The sequence below is a fragment of the Shewanella sp. 433 genome, assembly GCF_059338565.1.
In genome coordinates this window covers 1,772,336-1,795,727 of record NZ_CM181703.1, presented here as the reverse complement: position 1 = coordinate 1,795,727, position 23,392 = coordinate 1,772,336, and the positions used below count along the sequence as shown (strand labels likewise).

Here is a 23,392-nt window from a genome sequence, read left to right as displayed (position 1 = left end):
GTGTTATCGCTTCATATAAAAAACCCGCTTAATTAGCGGGTTTTTTTATGCCCGACACCACAGCAATTAACAAAAGTGCGGTGCAGATCTAGTGCCACTCACCAATTTACCGTAAGCTCATGTAAAACCATAACCGCGTAATAATTCTGTGTACCTTTTAAACTCGCCGCTCGCACAACAGATTGTCGATCGCACCATGGTGATTATCGGCCACAATATTAATGTGATGAATAACCAAGGGGTTATATTAGGCTCTGGTGACAACAATCGTATTGGTTCTGTCCACGAAGGTGCCTTGCTCGCCATTAGCCAAAATCGCACCGTTAAGATTAATCACGGCACCACGGCTAGCCTACAAGGGGTAAAACCTGGCATCAATTTACCCCTGCACTACCAAGGTGAGATCATCGGAGTGATTGGCATTACCGGCGAGCCCGAAACCCTGATGGCCTTTGGTAAATTGCTTAAGATGAGCGCCGAGATGATTGTCGAGCAAGCCAACTCTATCGAGCTTGCTCAATGGCAAAACCGCCAGCAGGAAGAGTTTATTCTGCAACTGATTAAGGGCGAATATCAGCAGCTAGGGCAACTGAGCGACAGAGCCCAACGTTTGGGCATAGATTTAACCATGCCCCGGGTCGCGGCCGTCATTCAAGTGCAAGAGGACAGCACTGAATCGAGTGCTAAATCGCTACTGAAACAGGTACTAAACCTATTAGAAACCCCCTCACGCGGCAACCTTATCGCCATGACCTCGATGACAGAACTGGTGATCCTCAAACCCGCCTTTCTCGATGGGAAACAGTGGCGCGCCGAACTTGAAAGCCAGCGTATCGACCAACTGCTCAAGCGTATACCGCCAGAGATGAGCGCCCAGCTTAATATCGCCTTGGGGCATTATTTTCCTCGTCCAGAAGATATTCACCGCTCCTACCAAACCGCCAAAGAGACCCTAAAATTTGGCATGCAGATGCACCCTACACGCCATAAATACCTATTTGAAGATTATGCACTGCTGGTAATGTTATCTGGGCTGCAACAGGATTGGCGCGGTCAGCAACTGCTCACCCCTTTTCAAAAGCTGGTCGACCAAGACAATAACCAACAACTGCAAAAAACCCTCGCCGCCTACCTAAACCATTTTGGCGATCAAGGTGCCTGCGCTAAGCAGTTGTATATTCATCGCAATACCCTGCGCTATCGGCTCGACAAAATAAGTCAGATAACAGGCGTCGAGCTGAGTAACCTTAACGGCTTACTGCAGCTCTATCTGGGTCAAGCGCTATTCACCTCGCGCACCTAAGCTTCAGGGGCTGGGAGATTCAGGATGATGGGGTCTCAAGTTGATGGCGCTAACCGCTATGCGTTAACCCTAAAATGCAGGCTCAGCCTCAAAGGTCATCCGCACCTGTGTTGTAGGGTGATTAAGCACTAACTTCTGCGCATGTAAATGTAATCGGTCCGCTTTAGTGCCGTATAGATCATCACCAATAATCGGCAGATTAAGTCCATCAACATGGGCACAATGCACCCGCAACTGATGAGTACGGCCAGTTTGGGGATAGAGGTATAGCCAAGTGTGGTTATCGTCTCGCGCCTTGACCTGCCACAGGGTGTGCGCCTGTTTACCATGTTCAAAACAGACCAGCTGGCGCGGCCTGTCGTCAAGGTCGACTCGCAGTGGCAAGTTAATCTCGCCCTGCTCGCCTGCGACAATCCCCGCCAGTTTCGCCACATAGCGTTTCTCAACCGTGCGGCCAATAAACTGCTGCACCAGCGCCCTGTTGGCCTCTTTGCTTAAGGCTATAACCATTAGGCCCGAGGTCGACATATCCAAACGATGCACGATCAAAGGCCCCGTCGCCGTGGGAAACAACTGCTTCATGCGCGCATAAACTGAATCGGTAATATTTTTGCCCGGCACCGACAAAAACTCAGCCGGCTTGTTGATCACCGCTATCGCCTCATCTTGATACAAGATATCGATAGTTTTACCTTCAGCCGGGTTATTCAATAATGGATTGTCATCCATCTCGATGCCTTTAAGCATATGGCCTAAGATCGGTTGGCATTTACCATGGCAAGCACCATAAAACTGCTTATGTTGCTTCACCTCTGACTTTGGTGAGGCGCCCCACCAAAACTCGGCTATCGCCAGTGGCGTTAACTGCTGGGCAAAAGCGTATTGTAGTAACTTAGGCGCGGCGCACTCACCGGCCCCCGCTGGCGGCAGCTGATTGGGCGCATCGTTAAAGATCTGATTAAGATCTTGCAGCTCACCCGCTTGATTCAAAAAGCGATACTGAGCGAACAGTTTTTGCTGCAAGGCGTTAGACTGCTTTGCCCGCCGCGTTTTAAGTGATTCAATCTCGGTCTCTAACAATTGTAACGAGGCGCTCGCCGCTGCAATGAGGCTATCCCAATGCTGCTTTATCGCTTTTAGCTGGTGCTTTTCATCCACACTCTCTTTGCCCAATTGCACATTTAACGCGGCTAACGGCTCTGGGCCTAACTCAGCTTCCGCCTGAGCGCGCGTTAATTTGCGCGCTTTGCGCCCTTCGATAATAGCCGCGCGCATCGCTTCAAGCTCATCATCAGCCTGTTGCATTAATGTGGCTAACTGCTCTCTCAATCTCGATAACTCTGTCGAGGCCTCAAGCTGTGTTAACTCACAGGTCAGCTGATTAATCGCCTGTTGCTCAGCATGAAAGAAGCTGTCTTTAGTCAACATATCAAAGACTGGCGGCACAAAACCATCGATAAGGTTTTGCTCAGCCAATTTGCCAGAAAATGCCGCCAAGTAACCAATCTCACCGCTCTTGTTGCGCACTAACAGCACACCAAACATCTTACCGATAACATTATTGGTATCGCTGCCTAAGCCAAAGTTATGTTGCCAATCCGTTTGGCTACTCAGATAAGCTTGTAGCTCCTCTGCCGCCAAAACGCACAAAGGGTGCGGCTCATAATAAAACGGAAAGGTAAAACGCTCGGGTAGTTGATAACTATCGATTGGCGATTTAAACGCGGTAAAACAATGCTGAGCCTGATCTACAGGAGCTTGGATAGGAGCTTGGTGCATAAATTATTGACATCTTAACGGTGACTAAGCAAAACAAGGCTGATACGACACAAGGCCTGCACAGCAATAATGAGGCGTGATTTTACGCTGTCATGCCAGTGAAGTCATTATTTAGCAACCCGTGCAACGTGAAGAAGGTGGATATTGAAATGAAGCTTTAGCTTTTTTAAGTTTACTTGAGCTGCGTTATGCTGAATTTTCATTTATTGATGTGCTTTGAAGACGCGCCTTAATGGCAATTAATAGCCTGCCGCAGGTGCAGTGCATGGATGCGCAAATGTCGTGATCACATGGATGTGAAAGAACGACCTTATGTGCAAGCGCTCTTTTGGCTCGGTGAGTGAAGCGTAGTTTCGTGCTTACGAACGAGAGACAGGGTGAGCTTGGCGACAGCCATATACTCGTGAACGAGAGACAGGGATGTCGAACTGGCTTTTGTATATGGATATATTTTGTCGAACTGGCTTTTAGATAGGGATATCGTTGTGCGCCATCCCTATACGCTCCACGGCGGCATCTGACCTCCATGGATGGAGGGAATGCCAAAAAATGTAAGGAACATTTTTGGCCATGCCGCCAAGGGTCAAAACCGCGCTTACACCTATCTCTAACGCTTCTTCGATTGGACTTCATTTGATACGACTAGTGAGTTAAAGGCTAACGTACTTTTGCCCCAAAGTGTGCTGGCCTTGAAGTGAAGGTATGGCATTTTTTTAAGTTTACTTGAGCAGCGTTATGCTGAATTTTCATTTATTGATGTGCTATGAAAACGCACCTTAATGGCAATTAATAGCCTGCCGCAGGCTTTATGTGCAAGCGCTCTTTTGGCTCGCTGTGAATATATCCCTATACGCTCCACGGCGGCATCCATGCCGCCAAGGGCCAAAACCGCGCTTACACCGATCTCTAACGCCTCTTCGATTTAGCCGTATTTTATGTGAGTTGCCAGTTCAAAAGCTAACTAGGTTTTACCCCAAAATGAGTTAACAAGTTGTCGGTGGTTCAGTAACGAGCAGACTTTCTGGCCTAGAAATTTTTATCGCTACACCCGCATGATGTAATCCACTACCGATCAAAAAACTGGATCATATACAGTTCAAGTTAAGATAATTACTATGAAAAAGATGCATAAATCGTTTGATTGGCGCATCGATAATACTAACTTTTAAACATTAACTCATTATTATCAATAGTTTGTAATATATATAAAAGTGCTATGCAGACCTCGTAAACACCTATGCATCTTTTTTATCTGTTAAATTGTCATGTTTAACCTGTATTTTTTTGTTAAATAATGTATTTACAACAAACACTTACAAGTGATATTTTGACGAAGAGACTTACAAGAAAGCAGGAGGTTATCCTGCTGCTAATCAATAAGCTGTTAGGCAACTAAGGATGGTACGGTGATATTCCTATCTCATAATTACAATGACAAACCAGTAGTAGAACAGATCGCATTAAGGCTCAGTCAACTATTCGGTCAGGATCAAGTGTTCTATGATTCTTGGTCAATACAACCTGGTGACGGCATTATTGATCAAATGAATAAAGGTCTTGGTGACTGCGAGCTATTCTTATTTTTCGTGTCTAAAAATAGCTTACAGAGTAAAATGGTTGAGCTTGAGTGGCAAAATGCTGTAATCAAAGCAACACAGGGCAAAACTAAAATTATCCCTGTTAAAATGGATGATTGCATGATGCCCCCGATTTTAATGCAATCACTATATATCGATTTATTTGGTCAAGGTTTAGAAGTTGCATTAAGACAAATTGTTGATGTTACTCAAGGCAAAAACACCTTCCAAAGAGGACCTCAAGAATTTTCAAACCTACGTGCATACGTATCTACTGAGGGACAAAAAACAACAATTGAATGTCACGCTGAATTCTACTTGGAAGCAATTTCTAATTTTCTTTTTGTAGTAGAAAATGACGAATCAGAAATTACATTCAATTGTACTAGCAGCGCTATGACTAGAAACGGTTTTAATAAAGGTTTACAGCTTAATAATGGTCAAACTTATAACGGTAAATTCATTGCTATTGAGCGCAGTACAGCCCCCGGTTTTCCTTTTGTTGTAGAGCTAACCCCCAATGAAGGATGCACCTTAAAATTAGTGGCTGTAATGCACGAAAAGAAACAAGGCGAGTTCAGGCCAATACCGCTAGTCAATGGTAAAAAAGTTGCCTAATCGGGTAGCCGGAGGTATCTAGCCTCCAGCCCCCACACCACCCTGCATGCGGCTCCGCACACGACTAAATGGATTTAGGAGGTAGGGCAAAGCAGGATGCCAGAGCCGAGGGCGGTTCATTTAGAACGCCTAACCTAAACTTTCTGGTTAGCTTCTTGGTTTCGAGAGTGAACTGCGATCCATCCATCTCTTAATGAACAGAAGCCTGCTTTCTTAAGAGCGTCATTACTAATGATAATGTGAATCGTATAATTTAGAGCCTAAGCACTAAACGATTTTTGTCCAAAAACAATTTAACTTTTGATTGTCCGAGTGACACTAGTAAGGTCAAATCGAAGAGATTAAGAACTCGGGTGTAGGTGCGGTTGTGACCTTCCGTGACATGGATGTCACGGCAGAGCCTACAGGGATTGTACTTGAACAACGTCCATGTCTAAAAGCCAGTTCGGCATCCATGTCTCTCGTTCGTAAGCGCGAAGCTGGGCTTCACTCACCGTGTCACAGAAGCACCTGCACGAAAGCCATGCGGCAGGCAATTGGTTGCCATAAAGGTTAACGCTACCATCAGCGATGTAAAAAACCTATTCCGGCAAATGCTATAAGCCAAACAATGCCTACACCTTCATTCGAAGGCCTGCATTCTTTCATATCCATGTGATCACGACATTTGCGTATCAGTGAAATAAAAACAACTCAACAAAATGCCGCAAGCAAAAAAGCGCAATATGGTCATAGCTAGCACACCAAAGCGTCAAAATATGTGCAATTGCACAAAATAAGCTTATAAATCCCTTAAAAATTCATCAAGTTTGCCGAAGCTTGATTATCCTTTTGTGCGGATAATAGTCGCAGCCTGAAATACCTTAGCCCTCACTTTAGGTGGCGCTGACTAAGCGGGTCATTGTTCGAACAATCAAATAAATATAACCCAAATACAGGGACACCCTATGAGCCTCGTACTGATCTTGCTCGCCGTGATCGCGTTTATCGTTATCGCCACGTCGAAATTTAAGTTACATCCGTTTTTAACCCTTATTCTCGCGTCATTTATTGCTGCATTTGCCTACGGGCTACCAAGTGCTGATATTGCCAAAACCATCACCTCTGGCTTTGGTGGCATCTTAGGCTATATCGGCCTAGTGATTGTATTAGGTACCATTATTGGCACCATCTTAGAAAAAAGTGGTGCGGCTATCACCATGGCTGATGTAGTCATTAAGGTGCTGGGGCAACGCTTTCCCACCCTCACCATGTCGATCATTGGTTACTTGGTCTCGATACCGGTCTTTTGTGACTCAGGCTTTGTGATCTTAAACTCGCTGAAACAATCGATGGCCAATCGCATGAAGGTCTCAAGCGTGTCGATGAGTGTCGCCTTAGCCACCGGCCTGTATGCCACCCATACCTTTGTGCCGCCAACACCTGGGCCTATCGCCGCGGCGGGGAATTTAGGCCTCGAATCAAATCTTGGATTGGTGATTGGTGTCGGTATTGTCGTCGCGGCCGTTGCCGCCTTGGCCGGCATGTTGTGGGCCAACCGTTTTGCCCATGTAGAACCCGACGGTGAAGGCGCACAAGAGCTTAAAGAGAGTGTCGAAGATTTCGATAGCTTAAAAGCCGCTTACGGTAAACTGCCTAGCCCAAGCAAAGCCTTTGCGCCTATCTTCGTGCCGATTCTGTTAATCTGTTTAGGCTCTATCGCTAAGTTTCCGTCACAGCCTTTAGGCGATGCTAACCTCTTTGCTGTGCTCACTTTCTTAGGTCAACCGGTGAACGCCTTGATGATTGGCCTCATGTTGTCGCTGGCATTACTTAAGAGCGATAATCGCATCAAAGAATTTAGCGAGCGGATCAGCCATGGCTTAGTTGTCGCTGCGCCGATTTTGCTGATCACCGGTGCTGGCGGCGCATTTGGCGCAGTATTAAAAGCCACCGAAATTGGCAGCTTCCTTGGCAGTTCATTGTCGGCTCTGGGCATTGGCATTTTCATGCCCTTTATTGTGGCTGCGGCGCTTAAGTCGGCGCAAGGTTCATCCACCGTCGCCTTAGTGGCCACCTCGGCGATGGTCGCGCCTATGCTTGGCGATATTGGTCTAGCAAGCGAGATGGGCCGAGTGTTGACCGTCATGGCCATTGGTGCAGGCGCCATGACAGTGTCTCATGCTAACGACAGCTTCTTTTGGGTCGTCACCCAGTTTAGCCGCATGAGCGTTAAGCAAGCCTATAAAGCGCAGACAATGGCCACCTTAATTCAAGGCGTAACCGCAATGATTTTAGTGTATCTACTGAGTCTTGTGCTGCTGTAAACAATAATCATCGGCATGGGCCTCAACCATTAATCGAGACCCATGCCGCTTATCACGCAAGATGTGCGCCCCCTTTTCCGCCCACGGCTTGTCACTCCCATTTTTAGATCACAGGATGTTTCAATGAAGATAGTCATTGCGCCCGATTCGTATAAAGAAAGCTTGAGCGCCATGGAAGTTGCCACCGAAATCGAACGCGGATTTCGCCAAGTGCTCCCCAATGCAGACTATGTAAAAGTTCCCGTCGCGGACGGCGGCGAAGGTACAGTGCAATCTATGGTTGATGCGACAAACGGCAAGATCATTGAACTGTCCGTTATCGGGCCACTGGGCGAGCCCGTCACGGCTCGCTACGGTATTTTGGGTCCCAAAAATATTGGCGCAAGTGTTAATAAAACCAAAACGGCGGTTATCGAGATGGCCTCGGCTTCTGGGTTACATCATGTCCCTATTGGCCAGCGCAACCCGCAGTTAACCACCAGCTATGGCACTGGCGAACTGATATGTCACGCCCTAAATGCAGGCATAAAACATATTATTATTGGTTTAGGCGGCAGTGCCACCAATGATGCGGGCGCGGGAATGCTACAAGCCCTTGGCGTGAATCTGCTCGATAAACATGGGCAAGCCATCAATGTGGGTGGCGCTGGGCTTGAAGCGCTGCACTCTATCGATATCAGCCAATTGCATCCACTGCTAGGTAGCTGTCAAATCGAAGTCGCCTGTGATGTTAACAACCCACTGTGTGGCGATAAGGGAGCCTCGGCTATCTTTGGCCCACAAAAAGGCGCGACTGACACTATGGTTGAACGCCTCGATAATGCGCTGGCCCATTTTGCCGATATCACATCCAAAACCACGTTAACCGAACACCGTAATACCCCGGGAGCGGGCGCTGCTGGCGGCATGGGCTTTGCGGTACTGGCTTACCTTAAGGGTGAACTCAAACCCGGTATCGATATCGTAATGAAAACGGTCGATCTGGCCGAAGCGCTCAAGGGCGCCGATCTGGTGATCACTGGTGAAGGTCGCCTCGACAGCCAAACCCTGCATGGCAAAACGCCCATGGGCGTCGCTCGTGAAGCCAATAAGCTGAACATTCCGGTGATTGCCATTGCAGGATGCGTCAGTGATGATGCCAATGTGCTACTCAATCATGGCTTTTGCGCGCTCTTTTCTACCACCCCAAGGGCGATGCCGCTGAACCAAGTGTTGGCCAGCGCCAAACATAATTTATACTCCACCTCGGTAAGCATTGCCGCGCTATATAACACCAATCGCACCCGCTAAGCCAAATAAAGGATAACGGGATCGGCTCAATCCCTTTATCCTGATAAACAACGGCCATTTAACTTTTCCGCTTGATGCGTTATAAAGCTTACAGTAAAGTGAGCTCCCATTTTTGACTGACCACGCCCCAGCAATAAGGGAGCGGGTCACAGTGAAGCGATGCACCTTGATGACATCTAAACAGACACGACAAGCAACGGCCTCTGAAGCAGCATTACTGCGTATTTTCACCTTGCCAGAAGCCCCCCACTCGACCTTGAGTCAGATTGAAAAAAATCTCTCTGAAAATCTCATGGGGTTCTTAAAAGAAAATATTGTCGCCGTCGAAAAACCCTTAACTGAAATCGAGAAAGATTTTCAGGCGCACCAAATTCCCGCATCACCGAGCTTTGTGTCCGATTACGCCGAGCAGATGATGCAAACCTTAATTGCTCACAGCGTGCACACCTCGGCGCCAAGCTTTATCGGCCATATGACCTCGGCACTGCCCTACTTTGTGCTGCCGCTATCGAAGATGATGGTGGGGCTTAATCAAAACCTCGTCAAAATTGAAACCTCAAAAGCCTTTACACCGTTAGAGCGCCAAGTACTGGGCATGATGCACCATATGGTATATGGACAAGCTGATGGTTTTTATGACAATTGGATGCACAGCGCTAACCATTCGCTGGGGGCGTTTTGCTCTGGTGGCACGGTGGCGAATATTACTGCGCTGTGGATTGCCCGTAACCGCTTGTTAAAAGCCGATGGGGATTTTCGCGGCGTCACCGCCAGCGGCTTAATGGGCGCGCTGCGCCATTATGGCTATGATGACTTAGCCATTTTGGTGTCGACTCGTGGACACTACTCGCTTGGTAAAGCCGCCGATCTCTTAGGTATCGGCCGCGATAACATTATTCAAATCCCCTGCGCTAAAGATAACAAGGTCGATGTGGCTAAGATGCGCGCCGCAGCGAATGAGCTCAAGGCGCGTAATATCAAGGTGATGGCGATTGTAGGCGTGGCTGGCACCACAGAAACCGGCAATATCGACCCTTTAGACGCGCTTGCCGATTTAGCCGCAGAGCTTGAGTGTCATTTTCATGTGGACGCCGCATGGGGCGGCGCGAGTTTATTATCCAACAAATATCGTCACCTACTAGCCGGAATTGAGCGCGCCGACTCGGTCACCATCGATGCCCATAAACAGATGTATGTCCCTATGGGCGCAGGCATGGTGCTGTTTAAAGATCCTCAGCTGGCGAATGCCATTAAGCACCACGCCGAATACATTTTACGTAAAGGATCAAAAGATTTAGGTAGCCAGACACTGGAGGGCTCTCGCCCTGGCATGGCGATGTTAGTGCACGCCTGCCTGCAGGTGATTGGCCGCGACGGCTATGAGATTTTGATAAACAATAGCCTAGAAAAGGCGCGCGACTTTGCCGAGCTGATTAAGCAGCAAGCGGATTTTCAGTTGGTGTCGGCACCCGAACTCTGCTTGCTGACCTACCGTTATGTGCCCGCTACAGTGCAGCGTTTGCTTAAACTGGCGGTGCTCGATAGCGACCTTAACAAGGTAAGCCAGATAAACGGTTTACTCGACGGCCTGACTAAATTTATACAAAAACGTCAGCGCGAACAGGGGAAATCGTTCGTGTCGCGCACCCGAATCACGCCAGCAGATAATCTTGAGCTCACCTCGGTGGTGTTTAGAGTCGTACTCGCTAACCCGTTAACCGGAGATGATATTCTGCAGCAGGTACTTGAGGAGCAACGCGAAATTGCCCAGCAAGATAACCCATTCTTACCGCAGCTATTAGCCTTAAGCTAAACCGGAAATAAGCCCTATCTTATATTTAACTGACAACCGCTTCACTCAACGAAGCGGCTTTGGGTGTCATCATCGGGGAGCAAACAGAGCGGGCGCTGGCCAAATAAGCGGTAACGATAGCGCGCTACTAAATCATATATCCCATCACGTAACCATAAAGGCAGCCACCGCCCATAACGTAGCAGCGGCCAGTGACCCGCTAATAATTGGGCAATTTCAATCGCCGCCTCACTCTTGATATATACCCTATCATGTTGAAATAGATACACAGTGTCATGCTGCAATAATGTCGCATCACTTTGCGCCAGTATTGCCTGCGCGGCAGCGCTTTGTAGAGCGCAAAATCGAAACTGTTTGTGTGGATCGCGCCCGATAATAAAAGTCACCGCGCCGTGACATAAATTACAACGCCCATCAAACATCACTAGCGGCTGCAGATGCGTCATTAAGTTTTACTCATTAATCCGCACCTCAGCGTCCATCGGCACAACATCAAAACCGTGAGCCGCATCAAGATAAACGGAGAAGAGTTACACCTCAACATGGACACCGATATAAATATCGACACTCTCACCTGAGGTATAACATTCAAAATCGGTCAGGTACTGGCGCTGATAAGGACAAGTTGCGGCGGCAAAATAGGTCCAAATCTGTTGCCAGAGCTTAAATACAGTATGAGGCATTTCGCCCTTGGCACTAAAGCAGAGGTAATTGCCAGCGGCTAAGGTAACCTTAGTAAGCGCTGTATTGGTCAGCGAAGTGGGCAATGCCTCACTCACCACCGCCGCCATAACGCTAAACTCACCGTTCATGTCCGATTGATAATCATAATACACCCCATAGAGCGGCTGATTGCCGAGGTGCTCGCCATATTGCGCCATAAACGCTTGCCACATAGGCGCAATTTTTTGAGTTTGACTGTCGGCCTCTGCCGCATTGGTGGTGCGAATGCTTAAGCCACTCACTTGCTGCGCCGCCCGTGTCACTGTTTTCATCTCAACTCCCGTCTCTGTCTCTGTCTCTGTCTTATCAGCCTAAGCCTTGGCTTAGCCATTGACGCTTAGCTTTTGGCGCGTAGTGATGACTCGCTGTTGTCGATAAACAAGCAACAAACACCCTGCAATGCCTGCACGCTACATCTGCGTGATTCATCATAGGGTAGTCACCTGAATATAGATATATGGGGATAAGGAAAGTTAAGCCGTCTTAAACTGGCACAGCGTATAAGTAAAAAAGCGCTATGTTAATAAAACCCTAAAGTTTATCAACATAGCGCTTACTCATTGCCTACTCATTGCTGGCGGCTTGATAAACCACTTCGCCATCAAAGACCGTTGTCAGTACCTGAGTGTCATACACACCATAAATCGCCTCAGGATCGTCGCTTTCAGCCAGCTCAACAATGTTACGGTCAATAATCACCAGATCCGCTCTTTTACCCACTTCGATTGAGCCAACAATGTCATCTTGGCGCAGCGCCTTGGCACCATTAATGGTATAAGCGGCGATCATTTGATGCACATTAAGCACCTGATTGGCATTGAGTGAATAGAGTTCATCGCCAATAAAATCGTTGCGCGTCATTCCCGTCGCCATATGTGAAAATGGCACTGGTTCTCTGGTATCAACCGGTGCATCACTCCCGGCAATTAATACCGCTCCCGCATCTTTTGTGGTCTTAGTTGGATACGTCGCCTGTATGTAGTAGTTGTTTTCATCGAACAAGGTGGCAGGTTCAAGATTATCTAGCTCATCTAAAAATGGCATCACACTTAAGTCATATAAGTAATCAGGGATAGCCCAACCATAAGTGAAAGCCAAGTAAATACCCAGCTCACCTAAGCGTTGCTGATCGTCCGGGTGCACCACCTGAAGATGGGCTATGGTATGGGGCAAATTACTCGAACTATTTTTGGTTTTAGCGATTTCAATAGCATCGATGCCAGAGCGAACCGCGCCATCTCCCACCGCATGCATGTGCACCACAAAATCAGCGGCATCCAATTCAGTGACAAAGGTATTTAAGAAATTAATGGGCGCGATATGATTCTCATTAAACAGAAAGGTGTCACCGCTGGCCGCTAATGTTTCGCCTTTTTCTTTGGCACATTGAGTGGGATGATAAGAGTAGATCGCCATAAACGCGGCGACCTCAGCCGTATCATTATAATCATCAGGCTGACTTCTCACGGCCTTACACTGATCACTTTCTAAGTCGACATATCCCTCTAATGTCACAATACCATCAGACAGTTGACTCAAATTAACAATGGGCTGTTTAAAATCGTCAATCATCACCGATGTGGGTAAGGTCGGTGGCACTTCAATCAGGCTTCCCTCCTGCACTCCGTCAATCATGATCTTAACCGCATCCGCTTTGATGTAGGGATAGCTTGTTACACTTTCACGCACCGCTTTCACGTCAGCGATCAAGCCTGCGTAGTTCACCACACCAGCATTGATATTCTCAGCGACACTGTATTTTTGCGCTGCTGTGAGCCTAAAAGTCATGTTGCCGTCATCGGCGAGCTGTTTATACAGGGCTAATTCATCGGGTCCAACCCAAGCATCTTGCACCGATGTAATGCCATACTTATTAAGCTTTTGCGCTATTTTTGGCAGCTCTTCAGGGTTCTGTTGCAACGGATAGAGAAAATTAGGCACGCCCACGAGATGCAGCGCCGATTCCGACAAATTACCATTAGGGTTACCCGCCGCATCCACACCAACAAACGGCGCATATTGGCTAAATTCACCTTTGAGAGTCTCTTTATTTAAGCCAACCACTTCGCCCTTATCGTTTTTCACCTTTGCCAGCGCAAAGCTATTAGCGGCGCCCGTGTGGCCATCGGGGCCAGCAAGGTAAACCGCTTGTGTCGTTGAGATAGCATCGAGCGCGGCAACCAAATTCTTATAGCTCGCCGTCGGCTCGTTGCCAACATAGGAGTTCCACTGCAAGGCAAATATGAGCTCATCATCGCCATATTGATACTGCGCCTTACAGCCATTAAGTGCGGCAACTAATCCGTCTAAATCCATCTCTTCCACACCGAGATCGCACATATCAACATCGACAATGCCGGTTGGATGAATATGGGCATCATGCAGCCCAGGTAACATCATTTTATTTTCTAACTCATTGATCTTTGTCTCATCGCCAATAAACGCTTGGACTCCTGCAGTATCGCCCACATAGATGATCTCTCCCGCCTTTATCGCTATCGACTGTGCAACGGATTGATTCCTATCGGCAGTATAGATGTAACCGTTTTGGTAAATGGTATCGGCAACCACTTGGCTATCATTGCTTTGCTCTGTGTCATCGCTTCCACATCCCGTCATCAAACAAAGCGTTGTCGCAGCTAACAGTGTTTTAACTAATTGCATCATTTCTCCTTATATTTAATTTCAGCAATTACTGAAATAAACTATAGGATCATGGTCAAATATCAAGCAGTAAATTCAATATTTTTTACAAAAAGATAACAAACCTTCATTTTGTTCAGTTTTTAAAACAGCGATTAACTTTAGAAAGCGTCTGATTTTTCTGATAAAGTATCTTTTTTAATGGGGGTTTAACATTGATTGAATTGCCAGTGCCAACACGCTTGCAATTACGTAAGCAGCCAAAACAAAAGCGCACCTTGGCGCTATTAGAAAAGGTGATCCAAAGTACCCAAACTTTGGTGCAACAGTATGGTTATCATGCTGTAAATACTAATGCGATCGCCCAGCACGCAAACATTGATATAAAGTCTCTGTATGAGTTTTTCCCCAATAAAGAGTCGATCCTTTATCTCATCGCCGACAGGTGGCTATTGTCACTTAGGCAAATGTGCCTCGATTTTGAATCAGAGCCCTATATGCAACTGCAATGGCGGGATTATTTCTATCAAATTTTAATCCGTTGTCGAGCCGATGGGCATTACGAAACCAACTATCACTCTTTACAAGGATTGTGGGAGCTGATCCCAGAGTTTACCGCTCTAGATGATTTTCATAGAGAGTTCTTAATTGCATTCCATATCAGGCAGTTTCGTCGCTTTGGTGCCACGGGATCGGATGAAGAGTTAACTATGCTATGTCTATTTTTAATGGGGATGGAAGATGGTGTTGGCTTGGCGTTTGCGCACCTTGACCCAAAACAGTCAAAGCAACTTTGGCAGTTGCAATACGATACCTATTGCTTTCATTTAGAGCGTATTTTACCTAACTCATCAAGCACATAATCTGGGGTAAATTCACCTGACAAAAGTGTATTATCAAAGGTAATTTAAGCCCTGCTCTGGGCTTAATTCACTTAGGCTTAACTCACAGGGATGACTGTCTCGTTTTATTGGCCTAGCCTTGATAAACCTAAGCTTTATTCAGATAGTTTCGTTGAAATAGCTTTTGATAACCTCACTATATTAAACGGCTTTATTGAGCCGCTTTATTGAATTAGCCACTGAATTAGGTGGCCTATTCGATCATTTCAGTCTTGTTTTGCTATTGCATTAGGTGCATTAAGGGCCGGACATTAGCCCGTCGCCTAAATGATAAAAGCCACCGTTCATCTTCGGTGGCTTCAACTGACGCTAAGCAACTAAGTTAATGTCCCGCTTCATTAACTGACCTTATTTATCAGCCACGTCAGTTACCTCAACTTCGATAGCTCAGCTTGATGCACGCTGATAATATCATCCATATGAGCCTGCGCTCTCTGCTGGGCACTTAGTAAATCATCATCTGCCGTCATAGACTCGACCACCTCGTAATAACATTTTACCTTAGGTTCGGTGCCTGATGGGCGAACAATGACCCTAGCGCCATCGTCCAGCTGATAAATAAGCACATCACTGCGGGGCAAGTCGATGATTTCCTCGCGACCATCAGCAAAGTAGCGCGTGCCAAGGCTTATATCATCCACTGACACCACGGCTCGACCTGCAATGGTTTTAGGCGCTAACGCCCTTAACTGCTCACCAATAGTTGGGCCGCCCACCTTACTCTGATCTAGGGCAATACTGACCTGCTGATTAAGATAAAATCCGTGCTGACGATAGATGGCTTCGAGCCTGTCCCAAATGGTTTGCCCTTGGGCGGCGAGATCTGCGGTTAATTGAGCAAAGGCCACTAAGGCCGATAAGCCATCTTTATCCCACACCATGCTGCCGATGGTGTAGCCCAGCGCCTCCTCATAGGCAAACAAAAACTGATTGTCTGGCGTTTGCTTAGCCATGCCCACATTGGTTAACCATTTAAAGCCGGTTAAGGTGGTTTCACACACACCGTTCATCGCCGCACTCACCTTAGATAACAAACTGGATGAGACTATGGTGCGGCAGGTAAGCCTTTGATTTTCTGGCGCATGAGACAATAAATAATGCCCTAACAACACCCCCACTTGATCGCCTGTGAGCATTTGATACGCCTCAGCTGCCGTCATAGTGGCAGAGGCATCGGGCTTTCTTACCGCCACCGCAAAGCGGTCGGCGTCGGGATCGTTGGCGCACGCTAACATGGCATTATGTTGGTGCGCTTCGGCCATCACCAAATCCATCGCCCCAGCTTCTTCGGGGTTAGGAAAATTCACCGTCGGGAAATCGCCATCCGGCTCACGCTGCGCAGCCACCGAATACACCTGAGTAAAGCCAGCATCTTTGAGCACAGTTTCCGCCATCTCAGCGCCGACGCCATGCATGGCGGTATAAGCTAGGCTCACTAATGTGGGTTGGGTATGGTTTTGCAATACTTTGGCCTGTTTAATGCCATTGCGGTAAGCCTGATAAAAATCGTCGCCGAGCATCACCAACAGCTCGCTTGCCAGCGCATCTTGAGTCGGCATTAATGACACTCGCTGCTGAGCAGCCTGTTCGATACGCGCCGCAATACCTGTGTCGTGCGGCGGAATAATTTGTGCGCCATTGCCCCAGTAGACTTTGTAACCATTGTATTGTGGCGGATTGTGGCTCGCGGTGACCACTATGCCCGCAGCCGCCTTAAGGTGCAGTACACCAAACGCCACTAATGGCGTGGGAGCCACATCTTCAGTGAGATAAACCTTTATCCCTGCTTCAGTCAACACAGCAGCGGCATCATAGGCAAACTGACTGGAATCATGCCGGCCATCAAAACCGATCACCACACCACGACTGGGGGCATCTTTGACCTGTGCTTTAAGGTATTCGGCTACCCCTTTTGAGGTTTGTTGAACCACTAAACGGTTCATTCGCATCGGGCCGGCCCCCACCACACCACGGATCCCAGCGGTGCCGAAGGTCAATCGGCCACTAAAGCGCTGCTCAAGCTCACTATGGTCACCGCTATCGAGCAAGGCTTGGATCTCGGCGTGACTGACGGGATCGCCATCTAGCCCTAACCAATGATGAATTTTTGCCTGTAAATGTGCATCCATATTAACCTCCTTTTCACCGAGTAAACCCTTATGCGAATACCTAGAATCACGATTAACAGTAGGCCGCTGCGCACAAGAGAACAAGTGAATTTGTATTAAGGTTAGTATACGCAGTAAAGCTGTGGGGCGTTCATGATCAATCGCTACCACACGCTCATCACCAAAGCGCGTGATAGCTAAATCCTCACATGGCTCAAGGCCAGAGTCAGTGCCTAATCCAGCTCCTGCACGCCGCCCCCACTAATGGTTAATACTTGGCCACTCACCCAACTGGCCGCCCCAGAACAGAGATAAAGTGCACCATAGGCGATGTCACGAGTCTCGCCTAAGCGCGCCAATGGGGTATGTTTCAGCATAGCCTGCTCAATTTCAGGGGTTAACACGCTATTTAAGGCATCGGTCTTAATGGCGCCAGGGGCGATGGCATTAACCCTAATGCCCTTGGGCCCTAAATCGAAAGCGATGTTACGCGTCAGGTGGCTCAGCGCCGCTTTTGATGAACCATAGGCCGCCATATTGATATTTTTATTCTCCGCCGACATCGAAGAGATATTTAAAATAGCGCCGCCATTGGCCTCGGCCATATGAGGCGCGCACAGCTGGCACAATCTAAATACTGAAAATACGTTAAGCTGATACGCTCGGTTAAACTCATCCATCGACATATCAAATGGTTTGGGGCCGCCACCACCGGCATTATTAACCAATAAGGTGATTTTACCGAAGGCGGCTAGGGCCTTGTCGACTAACTCGGTTAGGGCGGTTTCATCGGTGACATCACACCCAACTGCGATGGCTTTGCCTCCGGCAGTGGTGATGGTTTGTGCCACATCGGCCGCAGCCTGCGCTTTAAGATCGCTCACCACCACAGCCGCGCCGGCCTGAGCAAATAACTGCGCAATGGCTCGGCCAATACCAGCGCCAGCACCGGTCACAATTGCTACCTGGTTGTCGAGTTTAAATGCCTCTAGCATGGCTAAGTCTCCCTTATATCATTCATGAAAATAGTATCGTTAATCAACAAATCAGCCAAAAATCACCGCACACCTTAACTTGTGTGCAGGCTGAAGAGGCCGTTAAATTTACATCTGGTGATTAGCACATAATAAGTTATTAAACAGTTGATTAGCACATTAGGGTAATTTGGCGGCAATCACAATCCCTGTAGTCAAAGCACGTCCGGGGGAAAATCAGACATAAACAGGTAATGCTCCGCCTTGAGCAAATCCTTATCACGCCGTTAACACGACACAGTTTTTACCGGCTCCCTTAGCCCGGTACAAAGCGGCGTCGGCGCGTTTGAGACAATCTTGATAACCGGCATCACTTATCGCCATGCTCGCCACACCAATACTGACCGATGCCGACAAGCCCTGCACCGCCAACCGTGCAAACTCGGTTAGCGCACATTGATGTAATCGCTCGGCAAATGCTAAAGCTTGTTTTACGCTCAGACAGGGCAAGGCCAATACAAATTCATCACCACCAAAACGATAAGCCGCGTCGGTTTTTCTAACTTGTGCGCGGCAAATATCCGCCATGGCAACGATGATATCGTCGCCCATATGGTGGCCCAAGGTATCATTTATGGTCTTTAAATTATCCAGATCGAGCATCAATATACTGCAAGGTACACCATGGCGTGTCCATTGCTCATAATGTAGGGTTAAATCACGATCTAACCTGCGCCGATTAAATAACCCAGTCAGTTGGTCGGTATCGCTGTACTGTCGCAGTTGCTGCTCCATTTCATGTCGCTTAGAAATATTGCTTGCCACCCACAGCACCACACCCTCACCCTCGATTGTAAAGTCGAGCGGTTGGATACGCCCCTCAAACCAAATGGGCTGCTCTGGCCCATCGTCTGATACTCCTAACACATCTTTATTGGATAGCTCATACTCTTCAATGAGTAAGATATTAGATTGTAACGCTTGCGCTATTTTATCGAGGAACCACTGTGCTTTATCTGCCGAGATAAGTTCATGTAGATATAAACCAACCAATGTAGAACCATCATGATAGTAACGCGAATCGTTGCCGCCAAATACGCCAAGATATTTGCCACTTTGCGACAAGATAAAAGTTGGGTCGGGTAAGGCTTTTAACACCGCTGCTAGGTGTTCGATGTGCACCGCAGTGACAGTAGGATGTTGAATAGGTTTTGATCTGGATAGATGCATGGTTTAATCCCTATCGAGTAAGGAATGCCGTGCGAGCATGTCGCTTTATCACCTAACGAACCTGACTGATGGCCGATAAGGTGGCACTTTCGTCCTGAAATTATGCTTATACTCAGATTACGTTTTTAACAGCTTAACAACAAGGTAATTTCGCGCCTAAGCTTTGATCTAAAACCGGTTTTCAGCCTAAAAATATAATTAACCTTGCCGCATTCACCAAACGTGAAGCGATCTTAATTATGCAATCGCAGCCAAAATGGTTATTTTGCTATTTCACTACAACCATGGCTACCGTTTAAGCCAGTATCAGGCCGATGTCAGCCTCTCATGTTCGTCGAAAATAGTGTAAACTCGCCAGAACAATAGCGACAACCATCAACAAATAGCCTAATTCATGACCCCAAGCAAATCTGAATATCACCTTACCATTACTCAACCCGATGACGATGCGGTTAGCCTCTTAGCAGCGCACAGCGGATTGTCTAAGCAAACCATTAAGCAGGCCATGGTCAAAGGTGCAGTGTGGCTAAGCCGTGGCAAATATACCCAACGCCTACGACGGGCAAAAAAAGCACTCAAAGTGGGTGATGAATTACACCTGTATTATCATCCAGAGGTGTTGGCGCAAACGGTTGCCGATGCGCAGCTCATTCTCGACAAAGGCCAATACAGTATTTGGTATAAGCCTTACGCCATGCTCTGCCAAGGGTCAAAATGGAGCGATCACACCACGATTAATCGTTTTGTCGAAACCCACCTTACCCCTCAACGCCCGGCTTTTATTGTGCACCGCCTCGACCGCGCCGCCACAGGCTTAGTGATCATCGGTCACAGTAAAACCACCACGGCGGCACTGGCGGCGCAATTTGAGCATCGCGCACTGAATAAGCAATACCGCGTCATAGTCAAAGGCGAGTTTCCCAAGCAGCGCCAAACGATAGAGACCGACGTCGATGGTAAAGCGGCGCGCTCGCATGCTGAGCTTATCGAATACGATGCCCAGCATCATCGCTCGCTGGTGCAGGTGACCATTGAAACAGGTCGCAAACATCAGATCCGTATCCATATGGCCAGCATAGGTTATCCCGTGGTTGGCGACAGGCAACATGGCGATGCCATTGCAGGTGATCCTAACCTGCAATTAACCGCCTGCTTTCTCGACTTTACCTGTCCGCTCACCCAAGAGAAGCTGCATATTGCCCTGCCCGAGCACCTACAACCTCAGCTTGCCGCGCTCGATTAATCCATTAATCACAGCGCGGCTCAAGTGAGCACAAGGAACATCTCGCAGCCTCGGCGGCCGTTAAGGTGTGATATCGGCTTTAGCCGCCGAGGTGTCGATAGGCTCATCGCCATCAAGCACCTCTTCATAGCCTTTAGGCGGCGGTGTCCAGCCACGTTCACTGTTAGAGTGCTTGTCACTTCTATCTCGCGTCATCGCGGTTTTAATGGTCTCTTCCAGCTCAATAAATAACTTACGATAGTTATTGTCGAATCGCTCACCTGAGCTGTCATCACACCAGGCTTGATAGAGGATATCGGAACTGCGTTTTTCGATGCGCTTGAAGGTGTTTTTCTGCTGCTCAACGTGAAAGGGATGAAAACCTAAACATTTCATCGCATCGGCACCTAGCTCTAACGCCGATAAAAGGGTTTCCTTTTGAATAAAATCCGCGCCCGCGCGGCGCAGCATATAAGCATGACCGCGGTCGAAGGCCCGCGCTAACACCTTCACTTTAGGGTAAGCATGTTTCACGTATTTCACTAACTCGGTCGCACTTTCAGGGTTATCCATCGACACCACTAATAAGGAGGCCTCTTCAATACCTGCGGTGTGCAGCAGATCGGGGCGAGTGGCATCGCCAAAATAGCTTTTCACATTGATACTGCGCAGAATATCCACTTGGCTTATCTGATGATCCAGCACTACAGTGTTAACCCCGTTGGCCGTCAATAAGCGGTTCACCACCTGGCCAAAACGGCCGACACCGGCAATGATCACCGGTCCTCGGTCTTCAATAATATCGGCCTCTCGAGCGTCAGGCGCTGCGCGGTAACGGGGTAAAATGAGCTTTTCGAAGGCGATAAATAACCCGGGTGTGAGGAACATACTCAGCGCCACTACCAGTAATAAGGTTTGGGCCAAGTCGGTGGGTAGCACATTATTTTGCACTGAATAGCTCACCAATACGAAGCCAAACTCCCCCGCTTGAGCAAGGCTCAGAGCAAATAGCCAGCGATCGCTTTTTCTAATCTTAAACAGCAGGCTCAGCAGCAGTAATACTAAAACTTTGAGCAGCATCAAGCCCAGTGTCATCAAGACAATGACCCCTAACTCTTGCCACAACCAAGCAAAATTCACTCCCGCGCCTACGGTGATAAAAAATAAGCCTAATAACAAGCCTTTAAAAGGCTCGATACTCGACTCTAGCTCATGGCGGAACTCACTGTTGGCTAAGACTACGCCGGCTAAAAAGGCCCCTAAAGCCGGCGATAACCCCACGAGACTCATCAAGGCGGCAATGCCAATCACCAACATCAGCGCGGTGGCGGTAAAAATCTCTCTTAAGCCTGAACTGGCAACAAACCGAAACAGCGGCCGGCTCAAGTAATGGCCGCCAATCACCAACAGGGCGATGGCCCCGGTTATCACCAAGGCGTAAGCCCAACCGGGCAAGCCAGCAACCAGACTCACCTCTTGATGGTGCTGCGCAGCGGTGCTCGCTATCTGTTGCGCTTTATCCACCAACTCAGGCAATGCCAATAATGGGATAAAAGCTAACATGGGGATCACCGCGATATCTTGCAACAGTAGCACCGAAAATGCGCTGCGCCCGCCGTCGGTTTTCCCCAGCCCTTTCTCATTGAAGGTTTGCAACACTATCGCGGTCGACGATAGGGTAAACACTAAGCCTATGGTCAAGGCGATGGTCCATTGCACCTCAAAATAGAGCGCAACCGCCATCACTGCAGCGGCGGTCAACACCACTTGCAAGCCGCCCAGTCCCATTAAGCGATGGCGCATCGCCCACAACATTTTGGGCTCGAGTTCTAACCCCACCACAAACAGCATCATCACCACACCAAACTCGGCAAAATGCTGAATAACGCTGGCTTCTTCACCCACGAGCCCGACCACAGGGCCAATAACCACACCGGCGATGAGGTATCCCAGTACCGACCCTAAACCAAAGCGTTTAGCTAAGGGCACGGCGATCACCGCGGCGACTAAATAGATAAACGCCTGTAGAAAATAGCCCGTCATCGCACCTCTCCCTCGATAATGGTGTCCAGATGATGATTTAAACAGTCTAGCTTAGCCGCCTGATGCAAATTGACTCTATCTTCGACAAGGGCTTTTAACAGGCGTTGCCACTGGCGTATATGGCGCGTCATAAAGTCATCTTCGATAGCCGTTCGGGCACCAAACAGCACCAGCGGCGCTAGATAATGCATGCCAGTCAAGCTGGCGGTTTGCTCCAGTGGGGCCAACAACTGGCGCACGGTGAAATGGTTATAACCTTGCGCTTGATAAGCATCTTCCTTACCACCAGCGCTGAGGGCGCAAAAAAAGGTTTTACCCTTAAGCTGAATGCCATCGGCGCCATACGCAAAACCATATTCAAGCACTAAATCTTGCCACTCTTTTAAAATGGCAGGGGTCGAATACCAGTACAGCGGAAATTGGAAAATAATAATATCGTGCTCAATCAGTCGCTGCTGCTCGCGCTCAATATCGATATCGAAGGTAGGGTATTCGCCATACAGATCGACAGTGGTCACACCATCAATGACCCTTGCCGCCTTAAATAGTGGCAGATTCACTTCAGAGCGATGCTGGGAAGGATGGGCAAGCAAGAGTAAAACACGTTTGTGAGTCGTCGACATGAGCGTCCTATAGGAGGCGGTATGACGCAATTGCCTTGCAATATTATCGCGTCAAAGGTCTAAATAAAATAGCCTGTAACGCCTTGAGTCTCAAGCACAGTAACGAGAAAGTTGCCGCCTAAAAATGGCGAGGTCAACCGCCATGCTGGCCTATTAATCCAGCCATAACTCTGAGCCGCATTGGCAAGTGTTAATGACAAAATACGCGCCCAGACAAACTCCTGCTATCGAGGCCGTC

The 23,392-nt window shown here is 48.1% G+C and carries 16 protein-coding genes; 7 read left to right on the top strand and 9 right to left on the bottom strand.

Translation table 11 applies throughout. The features are described 5' to 3' along the window. Positions 1-148: 148 nt before the first annotated feature. On the top strand, positions 149-1,303 hold the full coding sequence (locus tag AC5YB1_RS07940; RefSeq protein WP_494521390.1) for a sugar diacid recognition domain-containing protein: 1,155 nt from the start codon (positions 149-151) through the stop codon (positions 1,301-1,303). A gap of 69 nt (positions 1,304-1,372) precedes the next feature. Here the strand turns inward: AC5YB1_RS07940 and AC5YB1_RS07935 are convergent, their stop codons facing one another. Beyond that, positions 1,373-3,082 carry an RluA family pseudouridine synthase gene (locus AC5YB1_RS07935; RefSeq protein ID WP_494521389.1) on the bottom strand — a complete coding sequence of 570 codons (1,710 nt, stop codon included), beginning with the start codon at positions 3,080-3,082 and terminating at the stop codon, positions 1,373-1,375. A gap of 1,406 nt (positions 3,083-4,488) precedes the next feature. On the opposite strand from AC5YB1_RS07935, the gene AC5YB1_RS07930 reads away from it, so the two are divergent. The 4 genes from AC5YB1_RS07930 (at position 4,489) to panP (ending at position 10,686) form a co-directional block, all read left to right on the top strand. Next, positions 4,489-5,277, top strand: coding sequence for a toll/interleukin-1 receptor domain-containing protein (locus AC5YB1_RS07930; protein ID WP_494521388.1), 789 nt, complete (start codon positions 4,489-4,491; stop codon positions 5,275-5,277). 947 nt (positions 5,278-6,224) lie between these two features. Continuing rightward, a complete protein-coding gene (locus AC5YB1_RS07925; RefSeq protein ID WP_494521387.1) occupies positions 6,225-7,583 on the top strand; it encodes a GntP family permease in 1,359 nt (452 codons plus the stop codon). 123 nt (positions 7,584-7,706) lie between these two features. Continuing rightward, positions 7,707-8,873 carry a glycerate kinase gene (locus AC5YB1_RS07920; RefSeq protein WP_494521386.1) on the top strand — a complete coding sequence of 389 codons (1,167 nt, stop codon included), beginning with the start codon at positions 7,707-7,709 and terminating at the stop codon, positions 8,871-8,873. Positions 8,874-9,042: 169 nt separating this feature from the next. Continuing rightward, positions 9,043-10,686: a pyridoxal-dependent aspartate 1-decarboxylase PanP gene (panP, locus tag AC5YB1_RS07915; protein WP_494521608.1), complete on the top strand. Its 1,644-nt coding sequence runs from the start codon at positions 9,043-9,045 to the stop codon at positions 10,684-10,686. A 41-nt stretch (positions 10,687-10,727) separates the two neighbouring features. Here the strand turns inward: panP and AC5YB1_RS07910 are convergent, their stop codons facing one another. The 3 genes from AC5YB1_RS07910 to AC5YB1_RS07900 all read right to left on the bottom strand — a co-directional run bounded on the left by AC5YB1_RS07910 (position 10,728) and on the right by AC5YB1_RS07900 (position 14,076). Next, positions 10,728-11,132, bottom strand: a complete 405-nt coding sequence (locus AC5YB1_RS07910) for a thiol-disulfide oxidoreductase DCC family protein (RefSeq protein WP_494521385.1) — start codon at positions 11,130-11,132, stop codon at positions 10,728-10,730. Between the two features lie 84 nt (positions 11,133-11,216). Next, positions 11,217-11,681 carry a GyrI-like domain-containing protein gene (locus AC5YB1_RS07905; protein WP_494521384.1) on the bottom strand — a complete coding sequence of 155 codons (465 nt, stop codon included), beginning with the start codon at positions 11,679-11,681 and terminating at the stop codon, positions 11,217-11,219. Positions 11,682-11,973: 292 nt separating this feature from the next. After that, a complete protein-coding gene (locus AC5YB1_RS07900; RefSeq protein ID WP_494521383.1) occupies positions 11,974-14,076 on the bottom strand; it encodes an amidohydrolase in 2,103 nt (700 codons plus the stop codon). Positions 14,077-14,267: 191 nt separating this feature from the next. Between AC5YB1_RS07900 and AC5YB1_RS07895 the strand changes: the two genes are divergently transcribed. Continuing rightward, positions 14,268-14,915: a TetR/AcrR family transcriptional regulator gene (locus AC5YB1_RS07895; RefSeq protein ID WP_475514343.1), complete on the top strand. Its 648-nt coding sequence runs from the start codon at positions 14,268-14,270 to the stop codon at positions 14,913-14,915. A 407-nt stretch (positions 14,916-15,322) separates the two neighbouring features. Here the strand turns inward: AC5YB1_RS07895 and AC5YB1_RS07890 are convergent, their stop codons facing one another. From AC5YB1_RS07890 to AC5YB1_RS07880, 3 genes are all read right to left on the bottom strand, one after another. Continuing rightward, the gene (locus tag AC5YB1_RS07890) at positions 15,323-17,083 is read right to left on the bottom strand and encodes a phospho-sugar mutase (protein ID WP_494521382.1); all 1,761 of its coding nucleotides are present in this window, start codon (positions 17,081-17,083) and stop codon (positions 15,323-15,325) included. Between the two features lie 212 nt (positions 17,084-17,295). Next, entirely contained in the window at positions 17,296-18,057 is a 762-nt protein-coding gene (gene hdhA, locus AC5YB1_RS07885) for a 7-alpha-hydroxysteroid dehydrogenase (RefSeq protein ID WP_494521381.1), read from the bottom strand. Positions 18,058-18,315: 258 nt separating this feature from the next. Beyond that, positions 18,316-19,266 (bottom strand): GGDEF domain-containing protein, encoded by a 951-nt coding sequence (locus tag AC5YB1_RS07880; protein WP_494521380.1) that lies wholly within the window; start codon positions 19,264-19,266, stop codon positions 18,316-18,318. A gap of 394 nt (positions 19,267-19,660) precedes the next feature. On the opposite strand from AC5YB1_RS07880, the gene AC5YB1_RS07875 reads away from it, so the two are divergent. Next, positions 19,661-20,509, top strand: a complete 849-nt coding sequence (locus tag AC5YB1_RS07875; protein ID WP_494521379.1) for an RluA family pseudouridine synthase — start codon at positions 19,661-19,663, stop codon at positions 20,507-20,509. Positions 20,510-20,569: 60 nt separating this feature from the next. Here AC5YB1_RS07875 and AC5YB1_RS07870 read toward each other — a convergent pair whose 3' ends face one another. Together AC5YB1_RS07870 and AC5YB1_RS07865 are read right to left on the bottom strand one after the other, a co-directional pair. Further along, the gene (locus tag AC5YB1_RS07870; RefSeq protein ID WP_494521378.1) at positions 20,570-22,531 is read right to left on the bottom strand and encodes a monovalent cation:proton antiporter-2 (CPA2) family protein; all 1,962 of its coding nucleotides are present in this window, start codon (positions 22,529-22,531) and stop codon (positions 20,570-20,572) included. Next, positions 22,528-23,154 carry an NAD(P)H-dependent oxidoreductase gene (locus tag AC5YB1_RS07865; RefSeq protein WP_494521377.1) on the bottom strand — a complete coding sequence of 209 codons (627 nt, stop codon included), beginning with the start codon at positions 23,152-23,154 and terminating at the stop codon, positions 22,528-22,530. The genes AC5YB1_RS07870 and AC5YB1_RS07865 overlap by 4 nt, the downstream gene beginning before the upstream one ends. Positions 23,155-23,392 lie beyond the last annotated feature (238 nt).

What these genes read in the sequence shown, in the direction of transcription:
- AC5YB1_RS07935 (WP_494521389.1), bottom strand. Translation starts at nt 3,082, where the DNA reads ATGCACCAAGCTCCTATCCAAGCTCCTGTAGATCAGGCTCAGCATTGT.
- AC5YB1_RS07925 (WP_494521387.1), top strand. Translation starts at nt 6,225, where the DNA reads ATGAGCCTCGTACTGATCTTGCTCGCCGTGATCGCGTTTATCGTTATC.
- AC5YB1_RS07920 (WP_494521386.1), top strand. Translation starts at nt 7,707, where the DNA reads ATGAAGATAGTCATTGCGCCCGATTCGTATAAAGAAAGCTTGAGCGCC.
- panP (WP_494521608.1), top strand. Translation starts at nt 9,043, where the DNA reads ATGACATCTAAACAGACACGACAAGCAACGGCCTCTGAAGCAGCATTA.
- AC5YB1_RS07910 (WP_494521385.1), bottom strand. Translation starts at nt 11,132, where the DNA reads ATGACGCATCTGCAGCCGCTAGTGATGTTTGATGGGCGTTGTAATTTA.
- AC5YB1_RS07905 (WP_494521384.1), bottom strand. Translation starts at nt 11,681, where the DNA reads ATGAAAACAGTGACACGGGCGGCGCAGCAAGTGAGTGGCTTAAGCATT.
- AC5YB1_RS07900 (WP_494521383.1), bottom strand. Translation starts at nt 14,076, where the DNA reads ATGATGCAATTAGTTAAAACACTGTTAGCTGCGACAACGCTTTGTTTG.
- AC5YB1_RS07890 (WP_494521382.1), bottom strand. Translation starts at nt 17,083, where the DNA reads ATGGATGCACATTTACAGGCAAAAATTCATCATTGGTTAGGGCTAGAT.
- hdhA (WP_494521381.1), bottom strand. Translation starts at nt 18,057, where the DNA reads ATGCTAGAGGCATTTAAACTCGACAACCAGGTAGCAATTGTGACCGGT.
- AC5YB1_RS07880 (WP_494521380.1), bottom strand. Translation starts at nt 19,266, where the DNA reads ATGCATCTATCCAGATCAAAACCTATTCAACATCCTACTGTCACTGCG.
- AC5YB1_RS07875 (WP_494521379.1), top strand. Translation starts at nt 19,661, where the DNA reads ATGACCCCAAGCAAATCTGAATATCACCTTACCATTACTCAACCCGAT.
- AC5YB1_RS07870 (WP_494521378.1), bottom strand. Translation starts at nt 22,531, where the DNA reads ATGACGGGCTATTTTCTACAGGCGTTTATCTATTTAGTCGCCGCGGTG.
- AC5YB1_RS07865 (WP_494521377.1), bottom strand. Translation starts at nt 23,154, where the DNA reads ATGTCGACGACTCACAAACGTGTTTTACTCTTGCTTGCCCATCCTTCC.